A 15,549-nucleotide genomic window follows, 5' to 3' on the forward strand; every position below is an offset into this window, starting at 1 on the left:
AGGATGCCCCGCATGCGGCCGGGGCGCTGCGCCTCCGCCCGGCCGGCCGCCCGCGCGAGGTCGCCGGGCGATGAGGAGCGCGGCTGCTCGCGCACGGGCAGCTCGGTGCGCATGCGTCGCTCGATCACTCCGCGCTGGTCGGGTGTGAGCCGGGCGAACGCGTCGCGGTGGATCTGCTCGATGTGCTGCGGGTCGGCGGTCTGCATCAGGTAGTCGTAGCGCGCGATCGCCTGACGATCGGCGGACGATGCAGCCGTCGCGTCGCGCCCGGGGACCGGCGGCGGGGTGAGCGGATCACGAGCGGATGCCGCGCCCTGCCCTCCGACCGAGCGGCGCACCTCGCGCACCGCGTCGGAGTTCAGGGCGTTCTTGGCGAGGTCGAACAGACGGGAGAAGGAGCTCATCTCGAACCTTTCGTGGCGATGGGTGCGGCCGCGGCATCCATTCGTCGAAGGCGCGAGCGCACGACATCGATCGCCCTGCGGGCGGTGCGGTCGATGAGTGGCAAGGGATGCTCCGGGGACGGCGTGCAACGGACGCCAAGGTCTCCTCCACCCGGGGTGGGCCGGCGCACCGGGTCACGATCGCGTGACCGTAATGACGGCGTCGCCGCAGACGGGAGTACTCCCCTTGCTGGCCTCCACGGTAGGGGGTCGGCCTGGACAACGGCTCCACACCCAGGCCGGAGCCTCGGCACCCATCAACCTTCAGTATGGCTTAAGCTAGCACCATGTCACTCGAACCGATGCTGCGCCGACTCGACCGGATCGCGGGCGGCCGTGCCGCCGATCATCGCGTCGAGCCGTCGACCGACCCCCAGGTGCGGCGCGCCTTCACCGTGATCGCCTGGCTGCTTGTCGTGTGCTTCCTTCTCGGCATCGCGACCGTCGTCACGGGGGTCGTCCTGCTCGCCGTCGGCGCCGAGGTGACGATCGCCGTGTGGATGCGCTGCCTCGTCGTGCTCGGCATCTCCACGACGCTCTTCTACTTCCTCTGGCGCGCTCGCGCCGGCTGGTACTGGGCCTACCGCCGCCTGCAGCTGTTCAGCCGCATCTTTCCCGTCATCGCGCTGGTGCTCGCGGCGATCCCCGGGCTCTATCCGCTGTGGGTGATCACCGAGCAGATCGTGTTCGCGCTGATCCTCATCGGCGTCTCCGACTACCTGCAGACCGACTACATGCGCGCGGCGTTCCCGAAGCCGGCCGGGCGCGAGCCGGGGACTGACGCCTAGCGCCTCCCGCCGATCAGGGCGCCGAGGAACGGCACGACCGACACGATCATGACGACCGTGCCGAACACCGGATCCTGCAGATGCAGCACAGCGCCGGTGATCAGCAGCGCGGCGAACACGACCGCCGCGATGAGACGGCGCCCCATGCGCTCGAGCCTGCTCACGCGACGCTCGATCCGAGAGGTGTCGAGCGCGACCTTGCCCTGCTCGAACCGCGTCACAAGGCCGTCGACGCGCTGCGGCAGCCGCACGGCCGTCGTGACCCACGAGAGCGCCTGGGTGGCGACATCCTGCACGAGGTTGCCGCGCTCGTCGCGCAGCAGTTTCGACGCATACGGCTCGACGGAGTTCCACAGGTTGAAGTCGGCGACGAGGGAGCTGCACACCCCGGAGGTGAGGGACATCGCGCGGATGATGAGCAGGAAGTTCTCGGGCAGCTGGAACGGCAGCGACCGCACGACATCGCCGAACTCGGTCGCGAAATCACGGAACTCGCGCGGATCGACCTCGCGCAGCTGAGCGAACCCCATGCCGCCGAATCGCGAGAACAGCTGCGTCAGGGCGCGCTCGAGCTCGCCGGTGTCGGCCGATGGCAGCAGCACGCCGACGTCCTGGATCGCGGCGACGAGACCCTTCCCGTCGCGCGATGCGACGGCGATGAGGAGCTTCCGCAGACCCGAGCGGATGCCGCTGGGAACCTCGCCCATCATCCCGAAGTCGATGAACGTGAGCTTCCACGCGGGCGCGGGCGCCGCGGTGCCGGATGCTGCGGGCTCACCCGGAGCCGCGGCATCCGCCGCTCGCACCGGCGTCACGAAGATGTTGCCCGGGTGCGGGTCGGCGTGGAAGAAGCCGTGGGTGAACAGCTGCTCGAACATCACCTCGGCGAACACGGGCGCGACCTCCGCCGGGTCGATGCCGGCGGCGCGCAGAGCGTCCACGTCGGTGATCTTGATCGCGGTGACGTCGGCGAGGGTCAGCACGCGCCGCGTGGTGCGCTCCCAGACGACCTCGGGGGTCGCGACCCGGGGGTCGTCGGCGAAGTTCTCGGCGAAGCGTTCGGCGCTGGCCGCCTCGTGCAGGTAGTCGATCTCCTCGAGGCTCGTCGCCGCGAACTCCTCGACGAGGTGGGGCATGTCGACGCGATCCGAGACGATGCGCACATGGCTGAGCCAGCGGCCCACCCGCCGGAGCGCGGCGAGATCGACGTCGACGATGCGGTCGATACCGGGGCGCTGCACCTTCACGACGACGTCGGTGAGACCGATGTCGTCGGCGACGGCGCCCGCGAGACGGGCACGGTGCGCCTGTCCCAGGGATGCCGCGGCCACCGGCACCTCGTCGACCCACGCGAACGCGGCGTCGAGCGGCACCCCGAGCTCCGCCTCGGCGAGGGCACGGATGTCGACGAACGGCACCGCCGGCACCTCGTCCTGCAGTCCCTCGAGCTCCTTCGTGATCTCGGGCGGCAGCACGTCGAGGCGTGACGACATGAACTGTCCGACCTTGATCATGAGCCCGCCGAGGTCGACGGCGAGGTCGTGGAAGCGACGCGCGAAGCGGCGCATCCGCTCTGCTCGTCCGCGCGCGGCGAGACGCTCGAGACCGACGCGCGGGAGGAAGAGCTCGAACCACCACGTGCGTGCGAGCTGGCGCGCCGCGAACCAGAGGATGCGGCGGTAACGGGCGCGCGTGTCTGCGACGTCAGGCATTGATTCTCCTTGACGCCGACGGGCCGGCGGCACGCCGGTCAGGCCTGGGCGAGGATCGAGTAGAGCTTACGCCGCGCCTCATCGAGCACCGCGGCAGCCTCCTCCGCCTGCTCCTTTGTGCCGCTGCGGGCGACCTGCGCCGCCGCCTGGGCGAGCTCGACCGCGGCCTTGGGCAGCACACCGAAGCCCGACGCGTCCTTGATGCTCGGCGCCTCCCAGGGAGCGGACTTCTCGGACGCCTCCTCGGCAGCCTCGCGGCCCGCGTCGGTGAGGGAATAGGTCTTGCGACCGTTCGACTCCTCGGCGCTGATGAGGCCCTCGTCGGCGAGGAGCTGCAGCGTCGGGTAGACCGAGCCGGCGCTCGGCTTCCATGCCCCGCCGGACCGCTCGGCGATCTCGCTGATGATCTGGTAGCCGTGCATGGGCTGCTCGGCGAGGAGCGCCAGCACCGCGGCGCGCACATCGCCGCGACCCATGCGCATGCCGACACGCTTGTCGAAGGCACCGCGCAACTGCTCGAACTGCTCCCACACGTTGCCGCCCGGGCCGCGTCCGCCGAACCCCCGGGGTCCGCCGCCGAACCCGCCGAAGCCGCCACCGAATCCACCGCTCATGATGCCCTCCAGGCCCACTCGACTATCGAACGATGGTTAACGATATATCGAGATGTGTCGAAGAGGAAGGGGATGATCGGCTGTCTGCGAATCCGCCCGCGGCGGCCCGCGGCATCCGTTCCGCTGGTTGACTGAGGCCATGGATGCCGCGGCGATGTTCCCCCTCGGGACCGTGCTGTTCCCGCACACGCCGCTACTGCTGCGCATCTTCGAGCCCCGCTACCTCACGATGCTCGGTCGCCTCCTCGACGACGAGGAGCCGCAGTTCGGCGTCGTGCTGATCGCGCGCGGTCGGGAGGCCGGCGGCGGCGAGGAGCGCGAGGGCATCGCCACGATGGCACGCATCGTGAAGGTCGACCCAAGCGGCACCGATGCCCTGCACGTCATCGCCGTCGGCGGCGAGCGCGTCGTCGTCGACCGCTGGCTCGACGACGACCCGTACCCGCAAGCGGATGCGTCACCCCTTCCCCGGCTCACGTGGGACGAGGCGCTCGCGCCGCTGCGCGCCGAGGCCGAGCGCACCGTGCGGCGCGTGCTCACCCGCGCGGCGGAGTTCCGCGATCTGCAGTGGGACGCCGACACCGAGCTGTCCGACGACCCGGTCGAGTCCGCCTGGCAGCTGGCCGCGATCGCACCGCTCGGCGAGTTCGACCGCTACACGCTGCTGCGCTCGACCACGATGGGCGGGCTGCTGCGCGGCATCCTCGATCTGACCCTCGACGTGGAGCCCGTCGTCACCGCCCCGCCCATCGACATCGAGGACGCCTTCGGCGGCGAACCGGGCGACCCCCGCGACGACTGAGGTCAGCCGCCGCCCTTGCCCTTCCCCTTGCCGTTCCCGTTGTTCCCACTGCTGCCGTTGTCACCGTGATTGCCGGAGCCGCCGGTCGACACGGTCGTGGAGGTGGGACGGGGAGTCGGACTCGCGGGAGCCGTCAACGCCGCGATGTCGGCGCGCACCAGCGCGATCGTCGCGTCGATCGCATCGGCGCGGTCGGTCGACAGCCTGCCGCTCGATCGGTCCGCGGCAACCTGGTTCTCGAGGTCATCGATCGTCGCGGTTGCGCCCGCGTAGTCGCCGCTCTGCGCCTGCTCGGCGGCATCCGCGACGAGCGCCTGCAGCGCGGCAGCCGGGGACGGCGAGGGACTCGCGCACCCGGCGAGGGCGAGCGCTGCGATCGTCATGATCACGGCACGGGTGGTCCGCCTCATCCGCCGACCTGCGTCCACAGTTGCTGCAGGTGAGAGCCGAGGTCGCCGGGCACCGCGGGCATGGTCGGCTGAACCGTCGGGTGCGGGCCCGCAGAGGCGAAACCGATCGCGACAACCACGACCCCGATCACCACGATCAGTGCAACGACCGCGGGTACGACCCAGCGGGAGGTTCGCCGGCGAGGCGCCTCGGCTCGGCGCCGTTGACCTGGCGCCGTGGCCTCCGCCGACGGCTCGGGCGGCAGGTCGGGACGTGTCGGCGCACCCGTAGGCAGCGCGGTGAGGTTCTGCGGTGCGTCGTCAGTTGCCGCAGACGCAGGCTCGCCATCGGGTCGCACTGTGACCGGCCCGCTCACCGCGGACCACACCTCGGTGGCACCAGAGAGATCGTCGCCACGCATCAAGGCGAGCGCAGCGTCGGCCACGTGGGCCGCCGTGGGCCGCGCCTCGGGCTCGATCTGCAGCATCGCGTCGAGCAATGTGCGCCAGCCGTCGGCGATGCCCGCCGGGATCTCCGGGGAGCGCGTCAGTCGGATGGCGAGCGCTTCGTGCGGTGTCGCCCCGGCGAACGCTGGCGCGCCGGTCAGTACCTCGAGCAGGAGCAGACCGAGAGAGTAGACATCCGCCGGCGTCGCAGGCTTGGCGCCCTTCACCTGCTCTGGACTGAGGTAGGCCGCCGTTCCGACGAGGGTTCCGGTCGCGGTGACGCGTGTGGTGTCGATGAGAGAGGCGATGCCGAAATCGGCGAGAGTTGCGAGCGGCGGATGCCCCGGGGTGTGAGCGGGCCTCAGCAAGACGTTGGCCGGTTTGATGTCGCGGTGGACGATGCCTCGCCGGTGAATGACGGCGAGCGCACCTGCGAGCTGTGCGGCCACGTCCGCCGTGCGGGCCGGCGAGAAGGCTCCCGTGCGAACGAGGGTGTCACGCAGGTTTGGGCCGTCGATGAACTCCATCACTAAGTAGGGAGGTTCGGCGTCGATCTGAGCGTCGTACAGAGTGACCAGGTTGGGGTGCGCGAGTGAAGCCAGGAGCCGCGTCTCGCTCGCCACGCGGCTTCGCTCGGAGCGATCAGTGCCGTCCAGGGTGAACATCTTCACGGCTACGGTGCGCCCGAGCTGTGCGTCGTTGGCGCGCCACACCCTCGCGTAGCCGCCACTGCCGATCACGTCCTCGAGCACATATCGCCCGCTGAGGGCGACTCCGAGATCCGGGACCAGCGGTGCGGTTGCCGTGTCGTCATCCACGGGGATCACCTCCGGGCCCCCATGCTGGCACACACCCCGGCGCCGGCCGCGGTGCTTGACAACAGCCCGAGCGCTCAGCGCAGGCCGACCACCGGCATCCCGAGCCACTCGCCGAGATCGAACAGCTCGGCCCTCACCATCTCGGTCTCGTCCTCGTCGAACGGCACCAGCTCGTGCAGCGCATTCACCCGCAGCACGTTCTCGCTGCGATCGATCTGCGCGTCGAGCAAGCCGATGAACCGGTCGCCCACGAGGATCGGATGCGCGAAGAAGCCGTAGACGCGCTGGTCCTTCGGCTTGAACTGCTCGAGCACGAAGTCGAAGTCGAAGAGCTCCCGCAGCCGGGGCCGGTCGAACAGCGTCGTGTCGTACGGGTTCAGAATCGCCACCCGTCCGCCGGCGTCCTCGTCGAGGGCGGCGAGCGCGGTCGGGTCGACCCGCCATCTCCACGACGAGCCCTCGACCGTCGCCGCGAGCCCCGCGGTACCGGCTCCGCTCCAGGGCGACTTCTGCTTGGCGAGCCCCGCGGCCTGCAGGCGTCGCCCTTCGTAAAGGCGCGCCGCCTCCTCTTCGCCGTACTGCGGCAGGTCAGACGGGAACACCCGCTCGGCGAGATCCCACACCTTCGTGCGTCCCTCGCGCCGTACGACGGCGACCTCGCCCGTGCGCATCAGGAACTCGAGCATGTGCGGCACCTGGTTCGGCCCGTACCACCCGCTGTCGCTGTGGCAGGCGACCTGCGCGGTGTCGGGGATCTCGCTCGCCTTCAGCGGCCCCTCGCCTCGCAGCCGCGCGAGCACCTCGTGCTTGAACATCGGGTTGGCGGCCAACCACTCCTTGGTGCGGTCCCGCAGCGGCATCGCCCGCATGCGCGGCAGCATGAGCGGCAGCAGGCTCACCGGGCGGAACGTGCCGTCGTACTCGAACAGCAGCCGGTCGATCTCGACAGCCTTCTGCAGCTGACCCGACTCGTACGACCAGCCGATGCGCGACCACATCATGGTGTTCTCGCACGTGGAGATCACGCTCGTCGGGTCGATCTTGATGATCGCCAGCTGCTCGGCGACCTCGACGACGTCGCCCGGACGCTCCGCGTCGAGCAGCGCCGCACGCACGGCGATGCGCCGCGCCTCGTCGTTCGACAGCTGCACCGTGTCGGTCACGCCGCTCCCTCCTCGGGCGCGGAGGCCGCGGCATCCAGCCTGTTCAGCTCACCCGCCAGCAGCCCGTAGGTGCGCGTGTGCGCGAGCCGAGCGTGACGGGTCATGTAGCCGACGAGCGGTGCCGGAGCGGTCACCTCGGTGACCTCGCTCACGAGCGTGCCCGCCTCGGTCGGCGTCGCGGACGTCGTCGTGGTGAGCGTGCACCCCGGCGCCGCGCGCACGTCACCGATGAGAAGCGTCGGCGAGACGCGCGTCATGCGCGCCGGGAACCGGATCGAATAGGGGATGCCCCACACCGTCGGCCGCTCGACGATCACCCAGTCGGCCCAGACACCCCGCCCGTCCTCGCCGCGGGCGACGACGTCGGCCGAGTGGAGGTAGGGGTGCATGCCGCGGTGCCCGTCGAGTTTCGCGAGGAAGTCGACCGCGCGCTCCGGCACGCCCGGCACGAGGGTGCTCAGCTCGAAGGATCGGATCGCCACGCGTCCAGCATGGCGGCGGCGTGCGACATCCGGAAGCAGGCACTCGGATGCCGCGGCCGTCTCAGCTCTCGCGGAAGATGTGCACGGCCTCGCGGACGGCGTAGAAGACGATGACGACACCGACGAAGGCATCCGTCCACCACCAGCCGAGCACCGCATCGAGCAGCAGCCCCGCGAGCACGCTCGCCGCCAGGATCCCGTCGATGAGGGTGACCCTGCCCTCGGTGACCACGACCTCGTTGCCGATGCGGCGCCCGACCGCGCTCTTCCCCGCGGCGAGAGCGAACATCACCGCGGCGGTGACGGCCGTCCAGATGATCCCGCCGAGGCTCGGCGCCGGTCGATGCACTGTCACGAGCGCCACGATCGACTGCACGGCGAGGTAGCCCGCGAGGAGCACGAACGCCAGCCCGATGAGTCGCAGCGCCCGACGACGCCGCACCTCGCCCGTGCCGCGCAGCTCCCAGAGCACCACGGCGCTCGCGCCGATCTCGATCAGGCTGTCGAGCCCGAAGCCGGCGAGCGCGACGGAGCTCGCCGACCACGCGAGAACGGCCAGCACGACGACGCCGACCACGTTCCACAGCAGCGTCGTCCACTCGAGCGTGACCGCGAGACGGATGCCGCGACGATCGCTGCGCTCCGACATCCCGCCGGGCGGGGTGACGCCCGGATCGGTCACGACGACTCCTCGTGGACGTGTCCGGCAGCTGTCGTCATGACGGGCGTGACCATCTCGACCTGGAGGTCGTCGAGGCTCCGGAGTGTCGTGCGCGCCCGCTCTCGGGCGTGCCCGGCGATCGCCTGCGCATCAGCGAGGGAGGCGGCATCCGTCTCGAGTCGCACAGCCCCCTGCAGCCGGTGCCCGACCCAACGCAGCTGCACGCGTGCCACGCCGCGAACCCCGGGTGTCTCGCCGACGGCACGGTGGAGCGAGTCGACGAGCTCGGGCTCGATGCCGTCGAGCAGCCGGCGACCGACGCTGCGCACGGTTCCCCAGAGCAGCACGACGATCGCCGCGGAGATCGCGAGGCCCACGAGCGGGTCGGCGAGCGGGAACCCAGCGAGCACGCCGAGCCCGCCGATCACGACCGCGAGCGAGGTGAAGCCGTCGGTGCGGGCGTGCACGCCGTCGGCGACGAGCGCCGCCGAGCCGATGCGCCTCCCGACACGGATGCGGTAGACGGCCACGACCTCGTTGCCGGCGAACCCGATGATCCCCGCGGCGATCACCCAGCCGATGTTCTCGAGCGGCTGGGGGTGGATCATGCGATCGATCGACTGCCAGGCCGCGACGACGGCGGACAGGAGCACGACGAACACGATGAACAGTCCCGCGAGGTCCTCGGCTCGCCCGAGCCCGTAGGTGTAGCGGCGCGACGCCGCCCGGCGCCCCAGCACGAACGCCACCCACAGCGGCACGGCGGTGAGCGCGTCGGAGAAGTTGTGCACGGTGTCGGCGAGCAGAGCCACCGACCCGCTGATCGAGACGACAGCCGCCTGCAGCACGGTCGTGGCGAGCAACAGGAACAGGCTCACCTTGAGGGCCCGGATTCCGGCGCTGCTCGCCTCCATCGCGTCGTCGATCGAGTCCGCGGCATCGTGGGTGTGCGGGACGAAGAGGTGGGTGATGAAGCCGCGGATGCCACCATGGGGGTGGTCATGATGATGCGGATGGTCATGACCGTGACCGTGCGGGTGGTCATGGTCATGCGGGTGGTCGTGGTCGTGCGGGTGGTCGTGGTCGCGCGGGTGGTCGTGGGCGTGGCCGCGGTGATGCCCCTGAGGATCCTCGGCGCTGCGACCGTCTGCGGCTCGCCGCGGCGCGGTCACGAGCTGACCCTGTCGGCGTGGTGGTGACGCGGGGTGCCGCCGAGCGAGTGCTCCGCCTGGAAGATCGCGTCGCGCACCAGCTGCGACGCATGTTCGTTCTCCAGCCGGTAGAACACGCGCTGACCCTCGTGACGGGTGGCGACGATGCGCGCGAGCCGCAGTTTCGCGAGGTGCTGCGACACGGCGGCGGCCGGCTTGTCGAGGATGTCGGCGAGGTGGTTCACCGAGAGCTCTCCCGCATCCGTGAGGGCGAGCACGATGCGCACCCGCGTCGCGTCGGCGAGCATCCCGAACACCTCGACCGCCAGCTCGACGTACGGACTCTCGGTCGAGAAGCCGCATCCTTGCTTATCTGCACTCATACGCAGATACGTTAGTCGACGCATCGGTCGCCCGCGACGCCGCGGCGTCGAGGGGCGAGGGACCTCAGCGGGTCGAGCGCCGCCCGCCGCGGATCGCGCGCACGGCGAATCGCCAGCCCACCAGGAACACGAACAACACGATGCTCGCGACGATGATGAACGCGAGCTCGACGCCCTGCGAGGACACGACGCGCAGCAGCATCCCGATCACGACCGTCGTCACCCACAGGCCGATGCCGGTACGCACCGGCGCGAGCGGCGCCCGCCAGCCGCGGGTCACGAGCCAGCCCGCGAGAGCGCCGACCAGGAAAGGCCACGACGTCGTCACGAGCCCCGCGAGGACGTCCTCGTGGTGACTGGCGCGCCCGATCGCGGCGAAGACCACGACCAGCACGAGATCGACGATGAGCGCGACGGTGACGGTGCGCGGGGCGGGACGGGGCGACATGGATACTCCTCGACGGTCGACTCGATCATCTTCCCCGATCCAGCCTCTGGGCGCGCCGGAGGTGGGACCATGAAGCATGGACGCACTCGCGCAGTTCGGTCAGGGCCTCGCCCTCACCCTCGCCGCGTTCATCGACGCGGTGCTCACGAACCCCGGCCCCTGGGTCGCCGCCCTGACGACCCTCGGCTCGCTCGCGACCTTCCTGTTCGTCGCGCGCACCGCCCGCCGACACTGACACGGCCCACGACGATCACTCGCCGCGGGCCGAGTCGGCATCACGCGATCAGGCGCGCGGGTCGACCAGGATCTTCACCGCGGTCTCGTTGCGGTTGATGAGGGTGTCGAACCCCTGGTCGATCAGGTCGTCGAGGCCGATCTTGCCGGTGATGAACGGCTTCAGGTCGACCTTGCCCTGCTGCACCAGCGCGATGGTCTCGGGGTGGCTGTTCACGTAGGCGATCGTGCCGCGCAGGTCCACCTCCTTGAGCACGAGCTTCTGCATGTCGAGCGTGCCCGGGTGCCCCCAGATCGACACGACGACGATGACGCCGGTCGGCTTGATCGCGTCGAAGAGCGTGTCGAGGGCGGGCTGCACGGATGTCGCCTCGAATGCGACATCCGCTCCGACACCGTTCGTGAGGGCCTTCACCTCGGCGACGACGTCGACCTCGCGCGGGTCGAACACGTGCGCGGCGACGCCCGTGTCGAGCGCCTTCTGGCGGCGCAGCGAGCTCGGCTCGGAGATCGCGACCGTGATGCCCTGCGCGCGAAGCACCGCGGCGGTCAGCAGGCCGATGGGGCCGGCGCCGGTGATCAGGGCGAAGTCGCCCGCCTTCGCGCCCGAGCGCTGGTAGGCGTGGTATCCCACCGAGAGGGGCTCGATGAGCGCGGCCTCGTCGAGCGGGATGGTGTCGCCGATGGGGTGCACCCAGCGGCGCTTCACGACGATCTTCTCGGCGAGTCCGCCGCCGCGGCCGGCGAGGCCGATGAAGTTCATGTCGTGCGAGAGGTGGTACGCGTTGTTGGCTGAGCTCGTGTCGACCTCGTCGCCGATGATGTAGGGCTCGACGACGACGTGATCGCCGACAGCGAGATCATCGACACCCTCGCCGACCGCGTAGACGACGCCGGACATCTCGTGACCGAGCGTCACAGGAGCCGACTCGTGGGAGATCGGGTGCGGGTGACCGTGAGGGGGGACGAAGATCGGCCCGTCGAGGTACTCGTGCAGGTCGGTTCCGCAGATGCCGCAGAACGCGACGTCGATGCCGACGGTTCCGGGTTCGACGACCGGCTCGGGGATGTCCTCGATGCGGATGTCGCCGCGGTCGTAGTAGCGCGCAGCCTTCATGGTCGCTCAGCTCCTTTGCATAGTGGAGCGGTCGATGATCATGCCTTGCGGCCGCCCCCCAGTGGCTGACGGGATCCTCCGTCTTCTCCACGCTATCCCCGCGGGCGGGAGCGAGCTCGGGACCGGATGGATGCAAGGTTGCATTCTGTTGCATCGTTTATATATACGTCGATCATACACTGTGGAGCAGCCGCTAGTCGAAGCAATGTCGGAACCCCGTGCAACACTCGAGACATGACCGATCAGCAGCGTGACGCCGAGCAGCGGGCCACCGCGCGGCTCGCCGCGCTGCTCCCCCGACTCGAGCGCACGCGGCGCGAGATCGCCCGTCTGCAGGCGCTCGAGGTTCGCCAGCTCGCCGAGGCCGAGGCCATCGCGGCCGAGTGGACAGATGCCGCGGCCCCCTCCGATGCCGACCTTCCGCATCGTGCGGTGGCCGCGGAGATCGGCGCGGCGTGGCGTGTCTCAGACCGCACCGTGCAACGGCGGCTGGGCGAGGCCCGCACGATCGCGGGCGACTACCCGGCCACACTCGATGCGCTCGCACAGGGTCGCATCGCGCTGGCCCACGTGCGCGTGATCGTCGACGCGGGCCTGCCGATCACCCACCCCGAGCTGCGCCACGAGTTCGAGAACGCGGTGCTCGACTACGCCGAGAGCACGTCGGCCTCACGCCTCGCCCCGGTGGCCCGACGACGTGCCGAGCGGTTCTGCGACGAGACCGTGTGCGCACGCCACGCGCGCGCACGCGCCGACCGCTCGGTGCGGGTCACGCCGCTCGATGACGGAATGGCCGAGCTCGTCGCCGTGCTGCCGTCGATGCTCGCGTTCGGCGTACATGATCGCCTCACCCGGCTCGCGCACGCACAGAGCGAGACCGAGGCCGCCGCGCGTGCTGAAGATGCGGCGACCCTGCCCGCACCACGCGCGGTCGATCAGCTCCGCGCAGACATCCTCGCCGACCTGCTGCTGACCGCCGACCCCGCGGCTCACATCGATCGAGTGACGGATGCCGCGACCATCCGCGCGCACGTGCAGGTCACGGTGCCCGTGCTCACGCTGATGGGCGGCGAGGTCGATGACCCGTTCGAGTGTGCGGTGGGCGCCGGCCTCGTGCCGATCGATGCACCCACGGCACGGGCGCTGGCCGCAGAAGCACCCGGGTGGGACCGCATCCTGACCCACCCGCTCACGGGCACGGTGCTCGGCGTCGATCGCTACCGGCCGAGCGACCAGATGCGTCGACATCTCGCCGTGAGAGACCGGCACTGCAGGTTCCCCGGATGCCGCATCCCGGTCTCAGCCTGCGACATCGATCACACGCTCGATCACCAGTTCGGCGGGGAGACGCGCGCCGACAATCTGGCGCACCTGTGCCGACGACACCACACGCTGAAGCATCACTCGCCCTGGACTGTGGTGCAGCGGGGCGACGGCGTGCTCGAGTGGACGAGCCCGACCGGGCGGGCGTACCGCGACGCTCCAGCGAGCCGGGTGTTCTTCGCCCCCGATGTCGACGGTGATCCCGTCGATCGGCCCCTGTGGGATGTGGAGAGTCAGCGGGCCGGGAGTCCGCGGACGGAGCGGAGGCCCCACACTCGCACCGTTCCGCCGTGGGTCACCCTCAGCGATCCGGTGGTGGGCGATACCGTCACAGCTGAATCGGTCATGGTCGGCACTGCCACAGCGTGAACGAACGGTCGGGGCGCGACGTCGCGGACGCGGACGACGCGGCGGACGCGGCATCCGCTTCTGCTGTCAGCCCGTTCAGCACCGGAGACAGATTCTTGGCGACCGACGACCGGGTGTCGGCGAGAAGCCCGAGGGCTCCCGCCGAGACGGACGCATCGGTGCCCCACGTGCGCACCACGGTGCAGCGCTGCTGCGCGACGAACTGGGCGACCGGGTCCTTCGCGCCGGCACCGGCCTTCACGACGAACCAGCGCACCGAGCCGTTGTCGACGAGATCCTTCAGCTGCGCGGTCGTGAAGACCGGCACCGCGCCGGAGTATCCGCCGTCGGTGAGCACCGCCTGCCCCGTGGTGTCGATGATGTCCGCCGAGATCGCCCAGGAATCCGTCACGATCGGAGCCCCCGTGCCGGCGGCGGGAGCGGGTGCACCACTCGCATCGGCAGCGATCACCCGCAGCAGGTCGTCGACCGGCGTGGATGCCGTGGGAGGACCACCCCAGAGGTTCGGCGTCGAGACATGGAAGGACTCGGTCGCACCGGGGTCGACAACCGATGTGTCGGGTGCCGCCGCCACAGGGAACCCGTAGACATCGGCCGTCCGCGCGGGGCGCGGTGAGGCGACGCCGGCCACCGCGGCGGGGGGTCTCCAGCCGAGGTACGCGTCGATTCCCGAGCCGTCACGACTGGCATCCAGGGCCTGCACGCTCCACAGCGCCGGACCTGCCAGCAGCGCCAGACCGGCGACCACGGCGACGGCGGTGGAGGCGGCGCGCGGCGAGAGCCGCGTCCCCGACCGCACCTCGCGGGTGAGGACGACCGCGGCGCCGCAGATGCTCACCGCCCCCATCGGCACGGCGAGCACCGCGGGCATCGCTCCCCACGACGCCAGCGCGACCGCCCAGACGGTCTGGCCGGCGAGCAACGCGGGAAGCACGAGACGGTCCCTGCGGCGACCTGAGCGCTGCAGCGTCCACGCGCGGGAGAACGCGATCGCGGCAAGGAGGGCCAACTGCACCCCGAGCGCGGCGAGGTACGCCGTGTGCGGCATGACGCTCGCCGTCAGCACCGCCGCCGCGACGGCAAGCCAGAGCGTGACCGCAACCGTCGTGGCGAAAGCTGCCCTCTCGGCCGCGGACCGATGGTCACGACGCGGCCACCACCGGGCGAAGGCGAGCACGATGCCTGCCGCCGCCGCCGGGTAGAGCCACCCGATCTGAGTGAGGTTCTCGGGGGCGAACAGCTTGGGATGGAGGGCGAAGCCACCGGTGCTCCCGAGCATCGAGGAGATCGCGGCCGTCGCACCCCCCGACTGCTCTCCCGGCCCGACCGCCCCGGGCACAAGTCCCGGGAACACCCGGTCGATGCCGTTGTAGCCGAACACCATCGCAAACAGGTTGTCGTTCGTCGAGCCGTCGACGAACGGACGGACACCCGACGGCACCACCTGCACGATCGCCATCCACCCCACCGACGCCGCGACCGCGACCGCGGCGAAGGTGCCCGCGCGCGCGAGGCGGCGGACACGGGACATCCCCCCGAGCACGAGCAGCGCGATCACCAAGCCCGGCAGCACGAACCACGCCTGCATCATCTTGGCTTGGAAGCCCACGCCGACGGCGATGCCCGACCACGCCAACGCCCACCACGAGCCCGTCAGCACCGCCCGCTGCCACCACACCAGCGCCACCGCCAGTGCCATCGTCACCAGGCCGTCCTCCATCGGATGCCCGAACATCGACACGAAGATCGGCATCGACGCCGCCGCCCCCGCCGCCACCAACGCCGCCGGACGACCACCCCACCGCAACCCCACCAGCGCACAGCACCAGATCGTCACGACACCCTCGACCACCTGCGGCAACGCCAACGCCGACGTCGAGAACCCGAACAACGCCGCCGACGCCGCCTGCGGCACCAAGAACCCCGACAACTTGTCCAACGTCACGGTCGCACCCGGATCGAACGCACCGAACACGAACGCCCGCCACGACTCCGACATCGACTTCGCCGCCGACTCATAGAACGCGAAGTTGTCGCCGCGGCCGAGGTTCCACACCATCAACACCACCGACGCCGCCGTCATCACCAGCACGGCAGTCCACACGGGCCACGGCTCGCTCAGCAGCCGCCGCAGCCGCACCCGCGGAACGCGGTCAGGGGGGGCAACGGCACGCACGAAAACCCACTCTGTCGTTAGCGTCTGCG

Annotated in this window: 17 protein-coding genes and 1 pseudogene; 5 read left to right on the forward strand and 13 right to left on the reverse strand. The window is 70.5% G+C overall.

Going from position 1 to position 15,549, the window contains the following annotated elements; all coding sequences use genetic code 11:
- A pseudogene (locus tag RR49_RS06570) lies at window positions 1-404 on the reverse strand (cation-transporting ATPase); the annotation flags it as partial.
- Window positions 405-730: 326 nt separating this feature from the next.
- On the opposite strand from RR49_RS06570, the gene RR49_RS06575 reads away from it, so the two are divergent.
- Complete coding sequence (locus tag RR49_RS06575; RefSeq protein WP_045247281.1) at window positions 731-1,231, forward strand: hypothetical protein; 501 nt, start codon at window positions 731-733, stop codon at window positions 1,229-1,231.
- On the opposite strand, the gene RR49_RS06580 is transcribed toward RR49_RS06575, so the two are convergent.
- Window positions 1,228-2,943 carry an ABC1 kinase family protein gene (locus RR49_RS06580; protein ID WP_045247282.1) on the reverse strand — a complete coding sequence of 572 codons (1,716 nt, stop codon included), beginning with the start codon at window positions 2,941-2,943 and terminating at the stop codon, window positions 1,228-1,230. The genes RR49_RS06575 and RR49_RS06580 overlap by 4 nt on opposite strands.
- A gap of 38 nt (window positions 2,944-2,981) precedes the next feature.
- On the reverse strand, window positions 2,982-3,557 hold the full coding sequence (locus RR49_RS06585) for a PadR family transcriptional regulator (RefSeq protein WP_045247339.1): 576 nt from the start codon (window positions 3,555-3,557) through the stop codon (window positions 2,982-2,984).
- Window positions 3,558-3,696: 139 nt separating this feature from the next.
- Between RR49_RS06585 and RR49_RS06590 the strand changes: the two genes are divergently transcribed.
- A complete protein-coding gene (locus RR49_RS06590) occupies window positions 3,697-4,359 on the forward strand; it encodes an LON peptidase substrate-binding domain-containing protein (RefSeq protein ID WP_045247283.1) in 663 nt (220 codons plus the stop codon).
- 2 nt (window positions 4,360-4,361) lie between these two features.
- Here the strand turns inward: RR49_RS06590 and RR49_RS06595 are convergent, their stop codons facing one another.
- The 6 genes from RR49_RS06595 to RR49_RS06620 form a co-directional block, all read right to left on the reverse strand.
- On the reverse strand, window positions 4,362-4,769 hold the full coding sequence (locus RR49_RS06595) for an outer membrane protein assembly factor BamD (protein WP_048809118.1): 408 nt from the start codon (window positions 4,767-4,769) through the stop codon (window positions 4,362-4,364).
- Entirely contained in the window at window positions 4,766-6,013 is a 1,248-nt protein-coding gene (locus RR49_RS06600) for a serine/threonine-protein kinase (protein ID WP_048809119.1), read from the reverse strand. Before RR49_RS06600 ends, RR49_RS06595 begins: the two co-directional genes overlap by 4 nt.
- A 74-nt stretch (window positions 6,014-6,087) precedes the next feature.
- Window positions 6,088-7,176 (reverse strand): DNA glycosylase AlkZ-like family protein, encoded by a 1,089-nt coding sequence (locus RR49_RS06605; protein WP_048809120.1) that lies wholly within the window; start codon window positions 7,174-7,176, stop codon window positions 6,088-6,090.
- Window positions 7,173-7,658: a hypothetical protein gene (locus RR49_RS06610; protein WP_045247285.1), complete on the reverse strand. Its 486-nt coding sequence runs from the start codon at window positions 7,656-7,658 to the stop codon at window positions 7,173-7,175. The genes RR49_RS06605 and RR49_RS06610 overlap by 4 nt, the downstream gene beginning before the upstream one ends.
- 61 nt (window positions 7,659-7,719) lie before the next feature.
- The gene (locus tag RR49_RS06615; protein ID WP_048809121.1) at window positions 7,720-8,340 is read right to left on the reverse strand and encodes a cation efflux transmembrane domain-containing protein; all 621 of its coding nucleotides are present in this window, start codon (window positions 8,338-8,340) and stop codon (window positions 7,720-7,722) included.
- Window positions 8,337-9,233 (reverse strand): cation diffusion facilitator family transporter, encoded by an 897-nt coding sequence (locus tag RR49_RS06620; RefSeq protein WP_045247286.1) that lies wholly within the window; start codon window positions 9,231-9,233, stop codon window positions 8,337-8,339. The genes RR49_RS06615 and RR49_RS06620 overlap by 4 nt, the downstream gene beginning before the upstream one ends.
- Before the next feature lie 48 nt (window positions 9,234-9,281).
- Between RR49_RS06620 and RR49_RS16105 the strand changes: the two genes are divergently transcribed.
- Window positions 9,282-9,518, forward strand: coding sequence for a hypothetical protein (locus RR49_RS16105; protein WP_245610961.1), 237 nt, complete (start codon window positions 9,282-9,284; stop codon window positions 9,516-9,518).
- Here RR49_RS16105 and RR49_RS06630 read toward each other — a convergent pair.
- Window positions 9,488-9,853, reverse strand: a complete 366-nt coding sequence (locus tag RR49_RS06630; RefSeq protein WP_045247288.1) for an ArsR/SmtB family transcription factor — start codon at window positions 9,851-9,853, stop codon at window positions 9,488-9,490. The genes RR49_RS16105 and RR49_RS06630 overlap by 31 nt on opposite strands.
- 64 nt (window positions 9,854-9,917) lie before the next feature.
- A complete protein-coding gene (locus RR49_RS06635; RefSeq protein WP_045247289.1) occupies window positions 9,918-10,301 on the reverse strand; it encodes a DUF3054 domain-containing protein in 384 nt (127 codons plus the stop codon).
- A gap of 76 nt (window positions 10,302-10,377) precedes the next feature.
- Here RR49_RS06635 and RR49_RS15695 point away from each other — a divergent pair, with 76 nt between their 5' ends.
- Window positions 10,378-10,536, forward strand: coding sequence for a hypothetical protein (locus tag RR49_RS15695; protein ID WP_048809123.1), 159 nt, complete (start codon window positions 10,378-10,380; stop codon window positions 10,534-10,536).
- A gap of 48 nt (window positions 10,537-10,584) precedes the next feature.
- Here RR49_RS15695 and RR49_RS06640 read toward each other — a convergent pair whose 3' ends face one another.
- Window positions 10,585-11,652, reverse strand: a complete 1,068-nt coding sequence (locus tag RR49_RS06640; protein WP_045247290.1) for a 2,3-butanediol dehydrogenase — start codon at window positions 11,650-11,652, stop codon at window positions 10,585-10,587.
- Between the two features lie 234 nt (window positions 11,653-11,886).
- On the opposite strand from RR49_RS06640, the gene RR49_RS06645 reads away from it, so the two are divergent.
- Window positions 11,887-13,344, forward strand: coding sequence for an HNH endonuclease signature motif containing protein (locus tag RR49_RS06645; RefSeq protein WP_048809124.1), 1,458 nt, complete (start codon window positions 11,887-11,889; stop codon window positions 13,342-13,344).
- Here RR49_RS06645 and RR49_RS06650 read toward each other — a convergent pair.
- A complete protein-coding gene (locus RR49_RS06650; RefSeq protein ID WP_048809125.1) occupies window positions 13,319-15,520 on the reverse strand; it encodes an ArnT family glycosyltransferase in 2,202 nt (733 codons plus the stop codon). The genes RR49_RS06645 and RR49_RS06650 overlap by 26 nt on opposite strands.
- Window positions 15,521-15,549 lie beyond the last annotated feature (29 nt).

The sequence above is a fragment of the Microbacterium ginsengisoli genome (assembly GCF_000956535.1).
Taxonomy (GTDB): domain Bacteria; phylum Actinomycetota; class Actinomycetes; order Actinomycetales; family Microbacteriaceae; genus Microbacterium; species Microbacterium ginsengisoli.

Coding starts and splice junctions, on each gene's coding strand:
- RR49_RS06580 (WP_045247282.1), bottom strand. CDS start 2,943: ATGCCTGACGTCGCAGACACGCGCGCCCGTTACCGCCGCATCCTCTGG.
- RR49_RS15695 (WP_048809123.1), top strand. CDS start 10,378: ATGGACGCACTCGCGCAGTTCGGTCAGGGCCTCGCCCTCACCCTCGCC.
- RR49_RS06575 (WP_045247281.1), top strand. CDS start 731: ATGTCACTCGAACCGATGCTGCGCCGACTCGACCGGATCGCGGGCGGC.
- RR49_RS06635 (WP_045247289.1), bottom strand. CDS start 10,301: ATGTCGCCCCGTCCCGCCCCGCGCACCGTCACCGTCGCGCTCATCGTC.
- RR49_RS06645 (WP_048809124.1), top strand. CDS start 11,887: ATGACCGATCAGCAGCGTGACGCCGAGCAGCGGGCCACCGCGCGGCTC.
- RR49_RS06590 (WP_045247283.1), top strand. CDS start 3,697: ATGGATGCCGCGGCGATGTTCCCCCTCGGGACCGTGCTGTTCCCGCAC.
- RR49_RS06640 (WP_045247290.1), bottom strand. CDS start 11,652: ATGAAGGCTGCGCGCTACTACGACCGCGGCGACATCCGCATCGAGGAC.
- RR49_RS06585 (WP_045247339.1), bottom strand. CDS start 3,557: ATGAGCGGTGGATTCGGTGGCGGCTTCGGCGGGTTCGGCGGCGGACCC.
- RR49_RS06620 (WP_045247286.1), bottom strand. CDS start 9,233: ATGGAGGCGAGCAGCGCCGGAATCCGGGCCCTCAAGGTGAGCCTGTTC.
- RR49_RS06595 (WP_048809118.1), bottom strand. CDS start 4,769: ATGAGGCGGACCACCCGTGCCGTGATCATGACGATCGCAGCGCTCGCC.
- RR49_RS06630 (WP_045247288.1), bottom strand. CDS start 9,853: ATGAGTGCAGATAAGCAAGGATGCGGCTTCTCGACCGAGAGTCCGTAC.